Below are 2,930 nucleotides of genomic sequence, written 5' to 3' on the forward strand. Positions count from 1 at the left end.
CGTTGGGCATGGCATAGTCCTCCTGACTGGAAGGAATCATGCATCTATCCCAAAAGGAATCCCCGACGATTCAAGGTGAGATGGAACCGCTTTAAACCTAAACTACCTTTTCTCATGGATCACGATCTCTGGTGGCCTTGGCCACTTTGCCGAAATTTGGCGAGAATGCCCGGATTTCGGCATCTTTTGCGAAACAGGCGGCTGTAAGATCCGATCAATCAGGGTTGTCGACACACCACCGCAAGGCATCGATAATCTCGATTGACAGCAGGTCGGCGTCGGCCTCGTTCATTGCATAGCCGATCACCGATGCACGGATGATCTGCCGCCCGGCCCATTCGCCGTGAGTTGGGTAGACTTTTCCCCGCTCCTGAACTCGCCTAAGGACACGCATCGTCAATTCGTTCCCGTCAGGTCCATTGCCGCAGGCGATTGCGACCTGGTTGCTGTGGACCTCGTTCAACACGACAATCCCGGGTTCAGCCGAAACCGCTGCGGCAATCCGGGCTGCAAGCCGACAGTGGCGCGCCACCATCTCGCGGACCCCCGCGACGCCGAGATGCCGCAGAATTGCATAGCTCGGAATGCCGCGGGCGCGACGCGACAATTCGGGGGTCGAGTCCGATGGCTCCCAATGACCGGTCGTTTCCGGAAGGTAGGCTCCGCGTGCGGACATCGAGGCGACGAGGGGCGCCCGGTCACGGACGATTACCATGCCCGCGTCGAAAGGCGCGTTGAGCCATTTGTGCAGATCGACGGCCCAACTGTCCGCCTCCCGGACACCCGCCAAACGGTGCTCCAGTTCCGGCACAGCCGCCAGCCACAACCCGAACGCTCCATCGACATGAACCCAGCCCTGTCTTTCCCGCACCATCGGGATCAACTCCCCGAAGGGATCGAACGCTCCGGTGTTGATCTGTCCGGCCTGCAGAATGACCAGCGGCGGCGCGTCGGTCTGCTCCAATGCCCTGCGAAAGGCGTCTGCCCTGATCCGGCCTTCGCCGTCGGTCTCCACCACTCGAACACGCGCGGCGCCCAAGCCGGCATATCGCAAGGCCGCAAACGGCGCGGAATGCGCATCCTTTCCTATCAATACCGGGATCTCAGGCGCGCCGAAAAGGCCGTCCGCCTCGACATCCCAGCCCTGCGCCGCCAGGAGTTTGTGGCGTGCCGCCATTACCCCGACCATGTTCGCAACGGTGCCCCCAGTTACCAGACCGGCGCCACTGCCGGACGGAAGAGACAACAGGTCGATCACCCAATTACACACGGCGCGCTCCATACCGGTTGCGGCCGGGGTTTCGAAAGAGGAGCCGGCGTTCTGCCCCCAGGCAGCGACGAGCATATCCGCGGCAACGCCGACGGGATGGGAGGCGCCGAGGACGTAGCCGAAAAAGGTCGGGTTCGCCATACTGTGCAGCCCACCGCTGGCATCCCGCACAATCTGCGCGATGACTTCGTCTTCGGGCATTCCGGAATCGGAAAGAGGCGCAAGGAAGCGTCCAGCAGCCTCATCGAGCCCCACCGTCGGGCGTGCGGGCATATTCGGTAGTTCCTCGCGATAGAAGCGTGCTGCAAGCGCCGCTCCGTCCATCGCCCGTGCCTGCGCCGCGCTAAGTCCGCTCGCTTTGGTTCTTTGTTTGTCCATGATGCCCACCTTGTCCGCACAACGTCTCAATCCGGACATATCACGAGCGGAACATTTCGGGAAAACCGTTGGCGCCAAATCCGCATGGCTTGTCAGGAGCCTTCGGATGAGGGGTCGCTCGGCGAAACTGACCTTCTCGCCGGATGCAGAAATCCGAGGCCAACCGCTTTATTCGCAGCATTCTGCGTCAGCGAGTAAGGCCGATCCGGCATTCGGCCTAGATGTTTGATCCCAGGTTTTGATGGTGCGATCCATTCGTTGGAATGGAAGGACGCCCTATGGGACAGATACGTCATGGCTGCGCCACGACCACGCACGCAGTCAGAGCAGCAATACAGCGATCGCAGGCTTCGAACGCGGAGTTGAGCCGGGAGCTTGGGATCAATCCCAAGACGGTGGCGGAAGCGGCAGACGGTCGAGGACAGGAAGACCGGACCAAGGGAGCCTCGTTCAACCGTTCTCAGCGAGGATGAAGAAGCCATAGTTGTGGCGTTCCGCCGTCACACGTTGCTTCCGCTCGATGACTGCCTCTATGCCCTGCAGCCAACGATCCCACACCTCACGCGCTCTTCTTTGCATAGGTGCCTTCAGCGCCATGGCATCTCGCGGCTGCCGGAGGTGGACGGAGACAAACCCAGGAAGCAGAGGTTCAAGTGCTATCCGATCGGGTTCTTCCATGTCGACATTGCCGAGCTTCGTACGGCGAAGGGAAAGCTCTATCTCTTTGTAGCCATTGATCGAACGAGCAAGTTCGCCGTGGCACAGCTGGTCGAGAAGGCGAACAGAAAGACGGCCTGGGAGTTCTTGAAGTTTCTCCTCGAAACCGTGCCCTATCGCATCCACACGATCCTCACTGACAACGGAATCCAGTTCGCCGAGCAGCCACGCAACCGCAACACGATCATCTCACGCCCGATGCGCTTCGACATGATCTTTGAGGCGAATGGGATCGAGCACCGGTTGACCAAACCCAATCATCCCTGGACCAACGGTCAGGTCGAACGCATGAACCGAACGATCAAGGACGCCACCGTCAAGCGATACCACTACGACAGCCACGACCAGCTTCGTAGCCACCTCACCGACTTCCTCAATGCCTACAACTTTGCCCGCAGGCTCAAGACGTTGAGCGGCCTCACACCGTACGAGTACATCTGCAAGATCTGGACTTCAGAGCCAGATCGATTCATCGTCGATCCGATCCACCAGATGCCGGGACTGAACACCTAGGATCAGGACTTCGGTAACGGGGCGGGCTCTGTCAATGGGGATTGCCCACACA

Annotated in this window: 1 protein-coding gene and 1 pseudogene; one reads left to right on the plus strand and one right to left on the minus strand. The window is 60.0% G+C overall.

Annotated features, from left to right (window positions below; all coding sequences use genetic code 11):
* Positions 1-214 precede the first annotated feature (214 nt).
* A complete protein-coding gene (locus tag BLR85_RS28065) occupies positions 215-1,648 on the minus strand; it encodes a pyridoxal phosphate-dependent decarboxylase family protein (protein ID WP_170844821.1) in 1,434 nt (477 codons plus the stop codon).
* Positions 1,649-1,926: 278 nt separating this feature from the next.
* Here BLR85_RS28065 and BLR85_RS28070 point away from each other — a divergent pair.
* Positions 1,927-2,878, plus strand: a pseudogene (locus BLR85_RS28070) (IS481 family transposase).
* Positions 2,879-2,930 lie beyond the last annotated feature (52 nt).

It is taken from the genome of Aliiruegeria lutimaris (genome assembly GCF_900099935.1).
In the GTDB taxonomy this organism is placed as follows: domain Bacteria; phylum Pseudomonadota; class Alphaproteobacteria; order Rhodobacterales; family Rhodobacteraceae; genus Tropicimonas; species Tropicimonas lutimaris.